This window comes from Pseudomonas sp. PDM09, from assembly GCF_014852305.1.
Taxonomy (GTDB): Bacteria; Pseudomonadota; Gammaproteobacteria; order Pseudomonadales; family Pseudomonadaceae; genus Aquipseudomonas.
The window spans coordinates 297762-312980 of sequence record NZ_JACVBI010000006.1 but is presented as its reverse complement, the minus strand read 5'-3'; the positions used below and the strand labels follow the sequence as shown (position 1 = coordinate 312980).

Below are 15219 nucleotides of genomic sequence, written 5' to 3'. Positions count from 1 at the left end.
GCTTAATCAGTCGCGCAGGCTAATCACCGGCCAACCCCGCTTCTCGGCCTCGGCCCGCAGATTCACGTCCGGATCAACAGCAATCGGATTCGCCACCTGTTCCAGCAACGACAAGTCATTCATCGAATCGCTGTAGAAATAGCTGTCTTCCAGATTGTGGCCAGTCTCTTCCAGCCAACGATTCAACCGGGTCACCTTGCCTTCACGGAAGCACGGGACATCAGTGCTGCGCCCGGTGTAACGGCCGTCGATCATTTCGCATTCGGTGGCGATCAGGGTTTCAACGCCTAAACGTGCTGCAATCGGCCCGGTCACAAAGCGGTTGGTGGCGGTGATGATCACCAGTTTGTCGCCGGCCTCACGGTGCTTGGCCAGCAGTTCGATGCCCTTGGGCAGCACGATCGGTTCGATGCAGTCGCGCATGTAGTCCAGGTGCCATTGATCCAGCGTGGCCATCTCGGTGCGACCGAGAACTTCGAGGCAGAAGTTCAGGTACGCGTCGTTATCCAGCTTGCCGGCCAGGTAGTCCTGATAGAACTCGTCGTTGCGTGCCTTGTAGGCGACGGCGTCGAGGAAACCGCGTTCGCACAGATAATCGCCCCAGGCGTGGTCACTGTCACCGCCCAGAAGCGTGTTGTCCAAGTCGAATAAAGCCAGCCGCATTACAGTTACTCGCTGAAAAGTCTGTAGAAAGGTGTCCAGAATACGGACTTTTCACAAGAGTGCACATAAGGTAGGTCGGCTCGTTGCTGCTTTCACAACCTTTGTGGAACAATGCGACGACATGCGTTTGCGAGGTTGTTGCCGTGATCGACCCCGATGGTTTCCGCCCCAATGTCGGGATCATTCTGACGAATGATGCCGGCCAGGTGCTATGGGCTCGCCGTATCAATCAAGATGCCTGGCAGTTTCCACAGGGAGGGATCAATCCCCAGGAGACGCCGGAAGACGCCTTGTACCGCGAGTTGAACGAAGAAGTGGGCCTGGAGCGCGAAGATGTTGAAATACTCGCCTGCACCCGGGGCTGGTTGCGCTATCGTTTGCCGCAACGTCTGGTCAGGACGCACAGCCAACCGCTGTGCATCGGCCAGAAGCAGAAATGGTTTCTCCTGCGCCTGATCTCCAACGAGCAGCGGGTGCGGATGGATTTGACCGGTAAACCGGAATTCGATGGCTGGCGCTGGGTCAGTTATTGGTATCCGTTGGGCCAGGTGGTGACATTCAAGCGCGAGGTTTATCGCCGCGCTCTCAAAGAGCTTGCCCCGCGCCTTTTAGCGCGCGACTGACGACGGAGTTCGACCCCGAGCCATGCTCAATACGCTGCGCAAGATCGTCCAGGAAGTTAACTCCGCCAAGGATCTCAAGGCGGCGTTGGGGATTATTGTGTTGCGCGTCAAAGAGGCCATGGGCAGCCAGGTCTGCTCGGTCTACTTGCTTGACCCCGAGACCAATCGCTTCGTGCTGATGGCCACCGAGGGCTTGAACAAGCGCTCGATCGGCAAAGTCAGCATGGCACCCAACGAAGGTCTGGTCGGCCTGGTCGGCACGCGTGAAGAACCCCTGAACCTCGAAAACGCCGCGGATCACCCGCGCTACCGTTACTTCGCCGAGACCGGTGAAGAGCGCTACGCCTCGTTCCTCGGGGCGCCGATCATTCACCACCGTCGCGTTGTCGGCGTGTTGGTCATTCAGCAAAAAGAACGCCGCCAGTTCGATGAAGGTGAAGAAGCCTTCCTCGTGACCATGAGCGCGCAACTTGCCGGCGTTATCGCCCACGCCGAGGCCACCGGTTCGATCCGTGGCCTGGGTCGGCAGGGCAAAGGTATCCAGGAAGCAAAGTTCGTCGGGGTACCGGGTTCGCCGGGCGCGGCGGTCGGAACCGCGGTCGTCATGCTGCCGCCGGCCGATCTGGATGTGGTGCCGGACAAGACTATCGCCGACATTGACGCAGAGCTTGCGCTGTTCAAGACCGCCATCGAAGGCGTGCGCGCCGACATGCGTGCCTTGTCCGCCAAGCTGGCGACCCAGCTGCGGCCTGAAGAGCGGGCGCTGTTCGACGTTTACCTGATGATGCTCGACGATGCCTCGCTCGGCAGCGAAATCACCACGGTGATCAAGACCGGTCAGTGGGCTCAGGGCGCGTTGCGTCAGGTGGTCACCGAGCACGTCAACCGATTCGAATTGATGGACGACGCCTACCTGCGTGAGCGCGCCTCGGACGTCAAGGATCTCGGTCGGCGCTTGCTGGCTTATCTGCAGGAAGAGCGGCAGCAGACTCTGGTCTACCCCGACAACACCATTCTGGTCAGCGAAGAACTGACGCCGGCGATGCTCGGCGAGGTGCCGGAAGGCAAGCTGGTCGGTCTGGTGTCGGTACTCGGTTCCGGCAACTCCCACGTGGCGATCCTGGCGCGCGCCATGGGTATTCCGACGGTGATGGGCCTGGTCGACTTGCCGTACTCCAAGGTCGACGGCATCCAGATGATCGTCGACGGCTACCACGGTGAGGTCTATACCAACCCCAGTGACGTGCTGCGCAAGCAGTTCGCCGAGGTGGTCGAGGAAGAGAAACAGCTGGCCCTCGGGCTGGATGCATTGCGGGACCTGCCGTGCGTGACGGTCGATGGCCACCGCATGCCGCTGTGGGTCAACACCGGCCTGCTGGCGGACGTGGCGCGGGCGCAGAAGCGCGGTGCCGAAGGCGTGGGTCTGTACCGCACCGAAGTGCCGTTCATGATCAACCAGCGTTTTCCGAGCGAAAAAGAGCAGCTGGCAATCTATCGCGAGCAGCTCGCCGCGTTCCATCCGCAACCGGTGACCATGCGCAGCCTGGACATCGGCGGCGACAAGGCGTTGTCGTACTTTCCGATCAAGGAAGACAACCCGTTCCTCGGCTGGCGCGGCATTCGTGTGACCCTCGACCACCCGGAAATCTTCCTGGTGCAGACTCGCGCCATGCTCAAGGCCAGCGAAGGCCTGAACAACCTGCGCATTCTGCTGCCGATGATTTCCGGCATCCATGAACTGGAAGAAGCCCTGCACCTGATTCATCGGGCCTGGGGCGAAGTCCGCGACGAAGGCACCGACGTGCCGATGCCGCCGGTTGGCGTGATGATCGAGATTCCGGCGGCGGTGTATCAGACCAGGGAACTGGCGCGACAAGTGGACTTCCTGTCGGTCGGCTCCAACGACCTGACCCAGTACCTGCTGGCCGTGGACCGCAACAACCCGCGGGTGGCCGATCTCTACGACTACCTGCACCCGGCAGTGTTGCAAGCCTTGCAGAACGTGGTGCGCGACGCCCATGCCGAAGGCAAGCCTGTGAGTATCTGCGGCGAAATGGCCGGTGACCCGGCGGCGGCGGTGTTGTTGATGGCGATGGGCTTCGACAGCCTGTCGATGAACGCTACCAACTTACCGAAAGTGAAGTGGATGCTGCGTCAGATCAACCTGAGCAAGGCCAAGGAATTGCTGGCGGAGCTGATGACCATCGACAACCCGCAAGTTATCCACAGCTCGCTGCAACTGGCGCTGAAGAACCTTGGGTTGGCGCGGATGATCAATCCGGCTTCGGTTAAAACCCTCTAAATCTGCTCCGGCCCCATCGCGAGCAGGCTCGCTCCCACAGTTGATTTCTGTCGTGCACAAAATCTGTGTTCACAGAAAATCCAATGTGGGAGCGAGCCTGCTCGCGATGAGGTCTGCCTAGGCTAAACCCGTCTAAATCCTGACCTCCACTTCCCCCAAATGCCCCCCATACGGTCCGAAACTCCGTTCGACCATATGCCGCCCCCCATCCGCGTGAACGATCAACGCCGTACTCGCCCGTGTCCCGTAAGTCGGGCTCTTGATAAACACGCTCGACAACAACGTCTCGGTGGCCTGCCCCACGCCGGTGTCCGGCAATTCGGCAAGCGGCGCCGTCTGCGGATCGCTCAGCAAAGCCAACAGCGCCTGCGGCTGCGGATCGCCCAACACCTCGCTCAATGCTGCCTTGGCCTTGAGCACTTTCGGCCACGGCGTATCCAGCCCTGCGTTAGATAACCCATAAATGCCAGGTTGGAGCATGACTGCCTCCGTCTCCCGGGCATTGAAGTGCCATAGCTCGTTGGCATTGCCAATCAACAGATTAAACCCGGCATATTCAGGTGAACGTCCGACAACGTCCGTTAAATAGTCGTTAATCGACATGTCCCCGCTGAGAAACTGCGCCACCAGTTCGCCTCGCGACTTGCGCGCCGGCGGCTGAAGGGGATCACGGATGTTGGTCAGCGCGGCGAAGCGGCCGTTGGCGCCGACCCCGAGCCACGTACCGCCAGCCTCAAGGTCGCGACCAGCATACACGTGCGGGGCATGTGGCCATTGCGCCAGGGGCAGGCTGGGCCGGGCATAGAATTCGTCGCGGTTGGCCGCCACGATCAGTGGCTGGGCATGACCCGGTCGCCAGGCAAAAACAATCAGGCACATAAGGTGGTCCTTGTGTGTTTTTTGCTCACTCTACGCAGACATCGCTCATCGATCCATCGCCATCCACAGTGGAGCCCGAGGCCATGCTTCCGTTACCATGCCGCTCCTGATTCGGGATGCTTGGGGATGTGGCCATGGAATTTCTGCTCTATCTGGCGCTGGGCGCCTGTGCGGGCGTGCTGGCCGGGCTGTTCGGGGTAGGCGGCGGGATCATCATTGTCCCGGTGCTGGTGTTCAGTTTCACCTTGCAGGGATTTGATGCCTCGATCCTGACGCATCTGGCAGTCGGCACCTCCCTGGCGACGATCATCTTTACGTCGGTCAATGCGGTCCGCGAGCATCATCGCCGCGGCGCTGTGCGTTGGCCGATTTTTGCCTGGATGACGCTAGGTATTCTGATCGGTGCCGGTTTCGGCGCACTGACTGCCGAAGCGATTTCCGGGCCGAATTTGCAGAAGATCATTGGTGTATTTGCGCTGATCATCGCCGTTCAACTCGCTTTGGACTTCAAACCCAAGGCCAGCCGAACGGTGCCGGGCAAAGTCGGTCTGACCGTGGCCGGCAGTGTGATTGGCTGGGCTTCGGCGATTTTCGGGATTGGCGGCGGCTCGTTGACCGTGCCGTTCCTGACCTGGCGCAGCGTGCCGATGCAGCAAGCGGTGGCCACTTCGTCGGCCTGTGGCCTGCCAATCGCCTTGGCCAGTGCTTTAAGTTTCATGATTCTGGGGTGGCACGATCCACTGCTGCCGGCCCATAGTCTCGGTTTTGTTTATTTGCCGGCGCTGCTGGGGATTGCCCTGACCAGCATGGTATTCGCCCGCCTCGGTGCGCGACTGGCCCACAGGCTGTCGCCGCGCTTGCTGAAAAGACTGTTTGCCGCTTTGCTGTTTTGCGTCGGCTTGAGCTTCTTGCTCTGACGCGTAGCGCAATCCTGGCTTAATCCTGGCGTGACAGCGTCGCCCGGGAATTTGAAGGTTTCAACTCTAACGAGGAGTCGCAATGCTGCCTTACCCGCAGATCGACCCGGTGGCCCTGGCCATCGGTCCGCTGAAAATCCACTGGTACGGCCTGATGTACCTGATCGGCATCGGCGGCGCGTGGTGGCTGGCATCACGCCGGCTGAACCGCTTCGACCCAACCTGGACCAAGGAGAAACTCTCCGACATGGTGTTCTGGATGTCGATGGGTGTCATCGTTGGTGGACGTTTGGGTTATGTGCTGTTTTACGATCTGAACGCCTATCTGGCCAACCCGACCCTGATCTTCGAAGTGTGGAAGGGCGGCATGTCGTTCCACGGCGGGTTTATCGGTGTGATGCTGGCGGCGCTGTGGTTCGGTAAAAAGAACGACAAGTCGTTCTTCCAGCTGATGGACTTCGTCGCGCCGATGGTGCCGATCGGCCTGGGTGCCGGGCGCATCGGTAACTTCATCAACGCCGAGTTGTGGGGCAAGGCGACCGACGTGCCGTGGGCGATGGTCTTCCCGACCGATCCGGCGCAACTGGCGCGTCATCCGTCGCAGCTGTACCAATTTGCGCTGGAAGGCGTGGCGCTGTTCGCGATCCTCTGGCTGTTCTCGCGCAAGCCGCGGCCGACCATGGCGGTGTCCGGGATGTTCGCGCTGTTCTATGGCATCTTCCGCTTCATCGTCGAATTCGTTCGCGTGCCGGACGCGCAACTGGGTTATCTGGCCTGGAACTGGCTGACCATGGGCCAGGTGCTTTGCGTTCCGATGATCGTCGGCGGGCTGTTCCTGATCTGGCTGGCTTATCGGCGCGCCCCGGCAGCCCCCGCAGCTGCTGTATAAAAAGCAGGCGCTATAAATTCGAACCCTGGGGCGATGGTCCCGGGTTCAAGGACACAGGTAATTCATGAAGCAATATCTCGAACTGGTCGCCCACGTCATCAAAAACGGCACCAAACAGGCCAACCGCACGGGTGTGAACACCATCAGCTTTCCGGGCGCGATGCTGCGCTTCGATCTGCAGGAAGGTTTCCCGGCGATCACCACTCGCAAGATGGCCTTCAAATCCGCCATCGGCGAGATGTGCGGTTTTCTGCGCGGGGTGAACAACGCCGCCGAATTCCGTGCGCTGGGCTGCAAGGTCTGGGACCAGAACGCCAACGAAAACGCGCAGTGGCTGGCCAACCCGTTCCGTCAGGGTGAAGACGACCTCGGCGAGATCTACGGCGTGCAATGGCGCAAATGGCCGGCGTACAAGCAGATTCCGGTCAGCAACCAGGCCGCCATCGGGCAGACGTTGAGCCAGGGTTATCGTCAGATTGCCGAAGGCGAAGAAGACGGTCAGGCCTATGTGGTGCTGTACAAGGCGATCGACCAGATCCGCCAGTGCGTCGACACCATCATCAAGGACCCGGGCAGCCGTCGCATCCTGTTCCACGGCTGGAACGTCGCCCAGCTCGACGAAATGGCCCTGCCGCCGTGCCACTTGCTGTACCAGTTCCACCCGAATGTCGAGACCAGGGAAATCTCCCTGACCCTCTACATCCGCTCCAACGACCTGGGCCTGGGCACGCCGTTCAACCTCACCGAAGGCGCCGCGCTGCTGAGCCTGATCGGTCGCCTGACCGGTTACACACCGCGCTGGTTCACCTATTTCATCGGCGACGCCCACGTCTACGAAAACCACCTGGACATGCTCAACGAACAGCTCAAGCGCGAGCCGTTCCCGATGCCGAAACTGGTGATTTCCGACCGCGTGCCGGAGTTTGCCAAGACCGGTGTTTATCAACCGGAATGGCTGGAGCAGATCGAGCCGAGCGATTTCTCGCTGGAAGGCTATGAACACCACGCGCCGATGACCGCGCCGATGGCGGTATAAGCTTCGACACCGAACCAATGTGGGAGCGGGCTTGCTCGCGAAGGCGGTGGATCAGTCGACATCAATGTTGAATGATTGACCGCTTTCGCGAGCAAGCCCGCTCCCACATTTGATTTGTGGTGTTCTTAGTGGCCGTGGCTTCTCCCGACATGGGAATGCTCAACCTCCGTCGCCACAACCCCGCCGCTCACTTCCAGCCGCTGCAAAATCCCGCACTGATCGATATCCGGCCCTTCGCTGCAGCGTTGGCGCAGGTCGAGCAGTTGTGTCTGCAAGGCCAGCAAACCATCGATTCGAGCTTTCACATGGTGGATGTGTTCGTCGATCAACGCGTTGACGTTTTCGCATTGATCCTGCGGGCTGTCGCGCAGGGCCAGCAGGCTGCGGATTTCCTCGAGGGTCATGTCGAGGGTTCGGCAATTGCGGATGAAGGTCAGGCGCTCGGCGTGAGCCTGGGTGTAGACGCGGTAATTGCCGTCGCTGCGGGCCGGCTCCGGCAGCAGGTTTTCGCGCTCGTAGTAGCGGATGGTTTCCACGGCGCAGTCGGTGAGTTTCGCCAGTTCTCCGATTTTCATCGAGGCAATCTCCAAAAGGATGCTTGACCCTATAGTGGCTACAGGGTCTTTACTTGGCAACAGGCACCTTCATGGACGCGACCAATGAGCGATTCTCTTCACACCCACAAACCCGGGCACGATCACAGCCACAAGCTGCAGCCTTTGCACAAGCATGAGCATGGCGGCCACGGGGATTCCTGCTGTTCCTCCAAAGCAGCAGCGCCGTCGCTGATCAAGTTGAGCGAGACGCCGACTGCCGGTGCGCGGCTGAGCAGTTTCCGCATCGAGGCCATGGACTGCCCGACGGAACAGACGCTGATCCAGAACAAACTCGGGAAGCTGTCGGGTGTGCAGCAACTGGAATTCAACCTGATCAACCGGGTGTTGGGCGTGACCCATGACCTGCCAGGCACCGCGCCGATCATCGATGCGATCAAGTCGCTCGGCATGCACGCCGAGCCGCTGGAGCCGGGCGTCGAAGCGCCAATTCCGGCGCCTGAGAAAAAGCCCTGGTGGCCATTGGCATTGTCCGGCGTCGGGGCGCTGGCCGCCGAGCTTATCCACTTCACCAGTGCGGCGCCAAACTGGGTGGTGGCAGTTATCGCGCTGATCTCGATTCTCAGCGGTGGCCTCAGCACTTACAAAAAGGGCTGGATCGCCCTGAAAAACCTCAACCTGAACATCAACGCGCTGATGAGCATCGCGGTGACCGGCGCGATTCTGATCGGTCAATGGCCGGAAGCGGCGATGGTGATGTTCCTGTTCACCGTGGCCGAGTTGATCGAAGCCAGGTCGCTGGACCGGGCACGCAACGCCATCGGCGGGCTGATGCAGATGACCCCCGAGCAAGCCACGGTGCAGCAGGCCGACGGCAGTTGGGTCGCACAACCGGTTAAGAACATCGAACTGGGCGCGCGGGTGCGGGTGCGTCCCGGCGAGCGGATCGGTCTGGATGGCGAAGTACTGTCCGGCAACTCAACCATCGATCAGGCGCCGATCACCGGTGAAAGCCTCCCGGTGGAAAAAACCATTGGCGACAAAGTGTTCGCCGGCACCATCAACCAGTCCGGTTCGCTGGAATACACGGTAACCGCGGCGGCGAACAATTCGACCCTGGCGCGGATTATCCACGCCGTGGAGCAGGCTCAGGGCGCGCGCGCTCCGACCCAGCGTTTCGTCGACAGTTTCTCGAAAATCTACACCCCGGCGGTGTTTATCCTGGCCCTGGCTGTGGCGGTGATTCCGCCACTGTTCATGGATGCGCTGTGGTTCGACTGGATCTACCGGGCGCTGGTGTTGCTGGTGGTCGCCTGCCCGTGTGCCTTGGTGATTTCTACCCCGGTGACCATCGTCAGCGGTCTCGCGGCTGCGGCGCGCAAAGGGATTCTGGTCAAGGGTGGCGTCTATCTGGAGCACGGCCACAAACTCGATTACCTGGCCCTCGACAAGACCGGCACCCTCACGCACGGCAAACCGGTGCAGACCGACTATGTGTCCCTCGATCCAATCGCTGATGCAATTGCCCCGGCCATTGCGGCGGCACTGGCCGGTCGTTCGGATCACCCGGTGTCGCTGGCTATCGCCAACGCGGCTGTGAATAAGCATCCTGTGCCGCTGACTGTGGATAACTTCGAAGCCCTGGCGGGGCGTGGTGTGCGCGGCGAGATTAACGGTGAGCTCTACCACTTGGGCAATCACCGCCTGGTGGAAGATTTGGGCCTGTGTTCGCCAGCGCTGGAAGAGCAGCTGTTTGCTCTGGAGAAACAGGGCAAATCCGTGGTGCTGTTGCTCGACAAGTCGGGCCCCCTGGCGCTGTTTGCCGTCGCGGACACCGTGAAAGCATCCAGCCGCGAAGCGATCCAGCAGTTGCATGAGTTGGGCATCAAAACCCTGATGCTGACCGGCGACAACGTTCATACCGCCCAGGCCATCGCCGCCCACGTGGGCATCGATCAGGCGCAGGGCGATCTGTTGCCGACCGATAAGCTGCAAGCCATCGAAACGCTGTATGCCCAAGGCCATCGGGTCGGGATGGTCGGCGACGGCATCAACGACGCACCGGCACTGGCGCGGGCCGAGATCGGTTTCGCCATGGCGGCGGCCGGCACCGACACCGCAATCGAAACCGCTGATGTCGCCCTGATGGACGACGATCTGCGCAAGATTCCGGCTTTCATCCGCCTGTCGCGGCAGACCTCGAATATCCTCAAACAGAACATTGCCCTGGCATTGGTCATCAAAGCGATCTTTCTTGGGGTAACCTTCGCCGGGATCGCCACCATGTGGATGGCGGTGTTCGCTGACATGGGCGTGAGCCTGTTGGTGGTGTTCAACGGTTTGCGCCTGTTGCGCAAATAGACGATGAGGGAAGGGTGTGCTGAGTGCCGAGCTGAAGGCGTTTTACATGGTGGCCCGGTTGGGCAGCATTACCCTGGCGGCGAAAAAGCTCGGCCTGAGCCAACCGACGGTAACGACTCAGATTCGGCATCTGGAAAGCCAGTACTCGGTTGAGCTGTTCTACCGTGGCGGTCGCCGCCTCAGCGTCAGCGACGAAGGCGCGCGGTTGCTGCCGATGGTCAAGGCGCTGTTGCAGCAGGAAGCCGACATCGAGTTCTTCCTGCGCAACAGCGGTCAGGTCCAGGGCACGTTGCGCATCGCTGCCACGGCGCCGTATTACATCCTCGATCTGGTGAAGACCTTTCGCGAGCGCTTACCGCAAGTGGAGGTGTCGGTGGAAATCGGCAACTCCCAACAGGTGCTCGAAGCGCTGGAGGATTACCGGGTCGATGTCGCGGCGTCCTCGCAGTTGCTGGACGATGCGCGGCTGATTCGCCGGGTGCTCGGCAGCGATCCACTGGTGCTGGCGGTGCACCGCAATCATCCGCTGGCGGTGCATGATCATGTGCCGCTCAGTGCGCTGGCGGGGCATACCTTGTTGATGCGCGAATCGGGCTCGACCACTCGGCGCCTGACCGAAGAGTTGCTGGCCGGCGCCGGGGTGAGTTTCGGGCCGCTGCTGGAGATTGGCAGCCGGGAGTCGATTCGTGAAGCGGTATTGCGCAACATTGGTATCAGCATCATTGCTCGGCAGGAAGTGCCGCATGATCCGCAATTGCGGGTGCTGACTATCGAAAATGCACCGCAGATTCCCGAGTATCTGTATTGCCTCAAAGAGCGAAAAGGTGCGCGGCTGCCGGCGGCGTTTCTGGGGTTGGCGCAGGAAATGGCTCCGGCCTGAGACTTGTGGCGATGCTTATGGCCTCTTCGCGGGCAAGCCTCGCTCCTACAGATTGATCGCATTCCTCTGTAGGAGCGAGGCTTGCCCGCGAAGGCGTCCGTCGGTACGCCGCGGCATCCAACCCAAATCCCCGAATACCACTATCGGCCGTTTTTGCCTCATTGCCACATGACGGACGCATTGCAAACCTAGGATGGCCCTCATCTGCTTGATGAGGTCTGTCCATGAACCACTCGACTGCAACTGCCCTGACCAACCCCGGTGCGCCGATGAAAGTGCGCGGTGTGCAGAAACGCTTCAGTGCGTTCACCGCGCTGGATAACGTTTCCCTCGACGTCGCGGCGGGTGAGCTGGTGTGCCTCCTGGGGCCGTCGGGCTGTGGCAAAACCACCTTGCTGCGCTGCATCGCCGGCCTTGAGAAACAAGACAGCGGCGAGTTATACCTCGGCGATCGCGACGTTTCCCACCTGGCACCTCAAGCCCGGGACTACGGCATTCTCTTCCAGTCCTACGCCCTGTTCCCCAATCTGACCGTCGAAGCGAACATTGCCTACGGCCTCGCCGGCAGCAGTCGCGATGAAGTGCGCCAGCGTGTCGGTCAGATGCTGGAGCTGGTCGGCCTGATCGGCAGTGAGAAAAAATACCCCGGTCAGTTGTCCGGCGGTCAGCAGCAGCGAGTCGCACTGGCTCGGGCCCTGGCGCCGGCACCCTCCTTGTTGCTGCTGGACGAACCGATGTCGGCGCTCGATGCCCGGGTCCGCGAGCATCTGTGCACCGAACTGCGCCAATTGCAGCGCAACCTCGGCGTCACCACCCTGATGGTCACCCACAATCAGGACGAAGCCATGCTGATGGCCGACCGCATCGCCGTGATGAACAACGGCAAGGTCGAGCAGTACGCCACGCCGCAGGAAATCTACGACCGCCCGGCCACACCGTTTGTGGCGGAGTTCGTCGGTCAGGGCAACTGGCTGCCATTCCGTCGTAGCAGCGACAGTCATGCCCAGGTCGGTGGAATGAACATGCGCCTGGCCGAAGGCAGCGCTAAAACTGCCTCGGGCCGTTTGTTCTGCCGCCCCGAGGCCATTAACGTCAACCCGCCGGTGCATGAAGAAAACCTGTTCCCGGCCAAGGTTCGCGAGATTACTTTTCTCGGCAACCGCTGCCGCATGAGCTTCGAACTCGATCAGCTGCCGGGCCATGCATTGCTGGCGGAACTGGCGCCGGAAGCCATGCCGCGTCTCGGTGCCCAGCAGATCATGGTCGCCTTGCCGCCGCGTAGCCTGCAGGTGTTTGCCTGATGGGCGCGAACGTCGCGCTGCCGATACCGCACAAGCAGGTCCGGCAGGCCTCCCGTGCCGAAATCGGCGATCGGCTATTCGTGGTCGGCGGCAAGGTTCTGTTGCTGGTGTTGCTTGGCGTTGCGGTGTTGATGCCGTTACTGGCGATCTTCTGGCGCGGTTTCAGTTCCGAAGCCGGGCAGGGCGGTGGACTGATCGCCGCTCGCGAACTGCTGACCAGCGCCAATTTCCACTGGCTGCTGGGTAATAGCCTGAAAGTATCTGTCAGCGTCGCGGCCATTGTCGTACCGCTGGCTTATCTGTTTGCCTACGCGCTGCAACGTACATTGATTCCCGGTAAAGGCATCTGGCGCGGTATGTCACTGCTACCGCTGATGGCGCCGTCGATGCTGCCGGGGATTGCGCTGGTTTATCTGTTCGGCAATCAGGGCATGCTGCGCGGTTTGCTCTCGGACAATATCTACGGCTTCTGGGGCATTGTTCTGGGCGAGGTCATCTACACCTTCCCACACGCCTTGATGATTTTGCTGTCGGCCCTGTCCCTGGCGGATGCGCGACTGTTCGATGCAGCTTCCAGCATGGGCGCCAGTCCGGCGAAAGCCTTCCGCAGCATCACCTGGCCGGCGACCCGTCAGGCGGTGTTCGCGGCGTTCTGCCTCGTCTTCACCCTGACCATCACCGACTTCGGTGTGCCCGTGGTGGTCGGGGGCGACTATCAAGTGCTGGCACTGGAAGCTTACAAGGCCGTGGTCGGCCAGCAACAATTCGGTCGCGGCGCGCTGATCGGCATGGTCCTGCTGCTGCCGGCGCTGTTCAGCTTCGGCGTCGACGCCTGGCTGCGTCGGCGTCGTGGCGATTCCATGAGCGGTCGGGCGCAAGTGTTTCAACCGGCTCCATCGACGCTGCGCGACGTTTGTTATCTGGCCATCGTGCTGTTGATCTGCGCGGTGTTGCTGCTGGTGTTTGGCATGGCGGTGTACTCGTCGCTGGTGAAGTTCTGGCCGTACAACCTGTCGCTGTCGCTCAATCATTACCAGTTCAACGACACGGCGGGCGGTGGCTGGCTGGCCTACGGCAACAGCGTGAAGATGGCGTTGTGTACGGCGTTGATCGGCAGTGTGCTGATCTTCACCGGTGCTTACCTGATGGAAAAAACCAAGGGTCAGCGCGGACTGAATCTGACACTGCGCATGCTCAGTTTCGTACCGATGGCGGTGCCGGGTCTGGTGCTGGGCCTGGGTTACGTCTTCTTCTTTAACCTCAGCGGCAACCCGCTGCATGTGCTCTACGGGACCATGACCCTGCTGGTGGTCTGCACCATTGCTCACTATTTGACCACTGCCCAAATGACCGCCACCACCGCGTTGCGTCAACTCGATGCCGAGTTCGAAGCCGCCGCGCTGTCGCTCAAGGCGCCGCTGTACCGGCATTACCTGCGGGTCACCGTGCCGATCTGCCTGCCGGCATTGCTGGACATCGTGCGTTACCTGTTCGTCTCGGCCATGACCACCGTCTCGGCGGCGATCTTCCTCTACAGCCCCGACACCATCCTTGCGGCGGTGGCGGTGCTGAACATGGACGACGCCGGCAACGTCGGCGGCGCGGCGGCGATGTCGACCCTGATTCTGTTCACCTCGGCGGGCGTGTCCCTGCTGCTGGCCTGGGCTTCGCGCGGTTTGTTGCGCCGCTCCCAGGCCTGGCGGCAGACCGCGCCCAGTCATTGATTTGCCCCCCCACACCTCAACTCAAACAGGAAAAGATCATGTTCAAGCCTTTGGCCCTGGCCGCTGCTGTCCTCACCGCTTTCAGCCTGAACGCCTTCGCGGCGAAAACCGAGTTGACGGTGTACACCGCCCTCGAAGCCGAACAACTGAAGACCTACAAAGAGGCCTTTGAAAAGGCCAATCCGGACGTCGAGATCAAGTGGGTGCGCGATTCCACCGGCATCATCACCGCCAAACTCCTGGCCGAAAAAGCCCGCCCACAGGCTGATGCAGTGTGGGGCCTGGCGGCGTCAAGCCTGGCGATTCTCGATCAGCAAGGCATGCTGCAAAGCTACGCACCGAAAGACCTGGGCAAGATCGGCGGTAACTATCGCGACGCGGCCAACCCGCCAGCCTGGGTCGGCATGGACGTCTGGGCGGCGACCATTTGCTTCAACACCGTCGAGGCCGAAAAACAGGGTTTGACCAAGCCCGTGAGCTGGCAGGACCTGACCAAGCCTGAGTACAAAGGCAAGATCGTCATGCCCAACCCGGCCTCGTCCGGCACCGGTTTCCTCGACGTCAGCGCCTGGCTGCAAACCTTCGGCGAGAAGCAGGGCTGGCAGTACATGGACGACCTGCACCAGAACATCGGCCAGTACGTTCACTCCGGTTCCAAGCCGTGCAAACTCGCCGCCGCCGGCGAATTCCCGATCGGCATTTCCTTTGAATACCCGGCCGTTCAGCTGAAACGCCAGGGCGCGCCGCTGGACATCATCCTGCCGAAAGAAGGCCTGGGCTGGGAGATCGAAGCCACCGCCGTGATCAAAGGCACGCCCCACGAAGACGCGGCGAAGAAGCTGGCGGACTTCTCTGCAAGCCCGGCGGCGATGGAGCTTTATAAAGAGAACTTCGCGGTGCTCGCGCAACCGGGTATCGCCAAGCCGCAGACCGAACTGCCTGCGGATTATGAGCAGCGTCTGATCAAGAACGACTTTGCCTGGGCCTCGAAGAATCGTGACGAAATCCTGACCGAGTGGCGCAAGCGCTATGACGGCAAGTCCGAGAAAGTGGCTGCCAAGTAAATCTTCGTAGGCTGACAGGGCCCCTT

At 61.0% G+C, this 15219-nt stretch carries 13 protein-coding genes; 10 read left to right on the top strand and 3 right to left on the bottom strand.

Features of this window, described 5'->3' with window-relative positions:
• Window positions 1–6: 6 nt before the first annotated feature.
• Complete coding sequence (locus IB250_RS16905) at window positions 7–663, bottom strand: HAD family hydrolase (RefSeq protein WP_192344950.1); 657 nt, start codon at window positions 661–663, stop codon at window positions 7–9.
• A 143-nt stretch (window positions 664–806) separates the two neighbouring features.
• Here IB250_RS16905 and IB250_RS16900 point away from each other — a divergent pair, with 143 nt between their 5' ends.
• Both IB250_RS16900 and ptsP read left to right on the top strand, forming a co-directional pair.
• Complete coding sequence (locus IB250_RS16900; protein ID WP_007897732.1) at window positions 807–1286, top strand: RNA pyrophosphohydrolase; 480 nt, start codon at window positions 807–809, stop codon at window positions 1284–1286.
• Window positions 1287–1308: 22 nt separating this feature from the next.
• The gene (gene ptsP / locus IB250_RS16895) at window positions 1309–3588 is read left to right on the top strand and encodes a phosphoenolpyruvate--protein phosphotransferase (protein ID WP_192344949.1); all 2280 of its coding nucleotides are present in this window, start codon (window positions 1309–1311) and stop codon (window positions 3586–3588) included.
• A 132-nt stretch (window positions 3589–3720) separates the two neighbouring features.
• On the opposite strand, the gene IB250_RS16890 is transcribed toward ptsP, so the two are convergent.
• A complete protein-coding gene (locus tag IB250_RS16890) occupies window positions 3721–4467 on the bottom strand; it encodes an NRDE family protein (protein WP_192344948.1) in 747 nt (248 codons plus the stop codon).
• Window positions 4468–4601: 134 nt separating this feature from the next.
• On the opposite strand from IB250_RS16890, the gene IB250_RS16885 reads away from it, so the two are divergent.
• From IB250_RS16885 to IB250_RS16875, 3 genes are all read left to right on the top strand, one after another.
• The gene (locus IB250_RS16885) at window positions 4602–5384 is read left to right on the top strand and encodes a sulfite exporter TauE/SafE family protein (protein WP_007897738.1); all 783 of its coding nucleotides are present in this window, start codon (window positions 4602–4604) and stop codon (window positions 5382–5384) included.
• Window positions 5385–5466: 82 nt separating this feature from the next.
• Complete coding sequence (gene lgt, locus IB250_RS16880; RefSeq protein ID WP_008007345.1) at window positions 5467–6273, top strand: prolipoprotein diacylglyceryl transferase; 807 nt, start codon at window positions 5467–5469, stop codon at window positions 6271–6273.
• 64 nt (window positions 6274–6337) lie between these two features.
• A complete protein-coding gene (locus tag IB250_RS16875; RefSeq protein WP_192344947.1) occupies window positions 6338–7309 on the top strand; it encodes a thymidylate synthase in 972 nt (323 codons plus the stop codon).
• A 125-nt stretch (window positions 7310–7434) separates the two neighbouring features.
• Here IB250_RS16875 and cadR read toward each other — a convergent pair whose 3' ends face one another.
• Window positions 7435–7884 (bottom strand): Cd(II)/Pb(II)-responsive transcriptional regulator, encoded by a 450-nt coding sequence (gene cadR / locus IB250_RS16870; RefSeq protein WP_007897786.1) that lies wholly within the window; start codon window positions 7882–7884, stop codon window positions 7435–7437.
• A gap of 84 nt (window positions 7885–7968) precedes the next feature.
• Between cadR and IB250_RS16865 the strand changes: the two genes are divergently transcribed.
• The 5 genes from IB250_RS16865 to IB250_RS16845 all read left to right on the top strand — a co-directional run bounded on the left by IB250_RS16865 (window position 7969) and on the right by IB250_RS16845 (window position 15193).
• A complete protein-coding gene (locus IB250_RS16865; RefSeq protein ID WP_192344946.1) occupies window positions 7969–10224 on the top strand; it encodes a heavy metal translocating P-type ATPase in 2256 nt (751 codons plus the stop codon).
• Between the two features lie 16 nt (window positions 10225–10240).
• Entirely contained in the window at window positions 10241–11104 is an 864-nt protein-coding gene (locus tag IB250_RS16860) for a LysR family transcriptional regulator (RefSeq protein ID WP_007897791.1), read from the top strand.
• A 224-nt stretch (window positions 11105–11328) separates the two neighbouring features.
• A complete protein-coding gene (locus IB250_RS16855) occupies window positions 11329–12405 on the top strand; it encodes a putative 2-aminoethylphosphonate ABC transporter ATP-binding protein (RefSeq protein ID WP_192344945.1) in 1077 nt (358 codons plus the stop codon).
• Entirely contained in the window at window positions 12405–14129 is a 1725-nt protein-coding gene (locus IB250_RS16850) for a putative 2-aminoethylphosphonate ABC transporter permease subunit (protein WP_192344944.1), read from the top strand. Before IB250_RS16855 ends, IB250_RS16850 begins: the two co-directional genes overlap by 1 nt.
• Window positions 14130–14167: 38 nt before the next feature.
• Window positions 14168–15193 carry a putative 2-aminoethylphosphonate ABC transporter substrate-binding protein gene (locus IB250_RS16845; RefSeq protein ID WP_008040773.1) on the top strand — a complete coding sequence of 342 codons (1026 nt, stop codon included), beginning with the start codon at window positions 14168–14170 and terminating at the stop codon, window positions 15191–15193.
• Window positions 15194–15219 lie beyond the last annotated feature (26 nt).